1 protein-coding gene is annotated in these 856 nt (G+C 53.2%); it reads left to right on the top strand.

Features of this window, described 5'->3' with window-relative positions:
- The coding region (locus CKO35_RS17525; protein WP_200177392.1) for an IS630 family transposase at positions 1 to 856 on the top strand (856 nt) is incomplete at both ends.

The raw sequence follows: 856 nt of genomic DNA, 5'->3' as shown, positions 1-856 counted from the left end.
TCGTTGCTTCGCCAACAACGAGGTCGCCGTCTGGGTTCTGGTAGACAGCTGGCACCGGATGAAGAAGCCGATCTGCAAGAACTGCTAAGGCAGCACACGCCTGATCAACTGGAAATGCCCTATGCCTTGTGGTCGCGAGAAGCGGTACAGGAGTTGATCAGGCAGGAGACCGGGTTGCGGATGCCGACTCGTTCGGTGGGTGAATACCTCAAGCGGTGGGGATTCACAGTGCAAACGCCAAAGAAACAAGCCTATGAGCAGCGCGCGTCAGATGTGCAACAGTGGTTGGCGGTGGACTATCCCCGGATCCAGAGCCGCGCCAAGGCGGAACGGGCGGAGATCCACTGGGGAGACGAGACGGGGTTGAGGACGGACTGCCAGCACGTGCGTGGCTATGCACCCAAGGGTCAAACGCCGGTGTTGAGGCAGAACGCCAGGCGTGCATCCATCAATCTGATCTCGACGGTGACCAATCAAGGCAAAGTTCGTTTTCGCATTTATGAAGACAACATGAATGCGGATTTGCTGATCGATTTCATGAGACGCCTGATCAGGGGAAGTGAGTGCAAGATATTTCTGATTCTGGACAATCTCAAAGTTCATCATGCGCGCAAGGTCAAAGTATGGCTAAGCGATCATACGGCTGAGATCGAAGTCTTTTATCTACCACCGTATTCTCCTGAGTTGAATCCTGATGAATATCTGAACTGTGACCTGAAAGCAGGCGTTCACAAAGGTCCGCCAGCGCGAAACAAGGATCAATTGAAACAGAAAGCACTGTCTCATCTTCGCAAACTGCAAAAACTGCCCAAGCGGGTTGCGAGCTATTTCCGGGCTGGATCCATTCAATATGCAG

Source organism: Ectothiorhodospira shaposhnikovii (genome assembly GCF_016584105.1).
Lineage (GTDB): Bacteria > Pseudomonadota > Gammaproteobacteria > Ectothiorhodospirales > Ectothiorhodospiraceae > Ectothiorhodospira > Ectothiorhodospira shaposhnikovii.
Note: the sequence above shows the minus strand (reverse complement) of the source record. Positions and strands in the feature narration are given on the sequence as shown.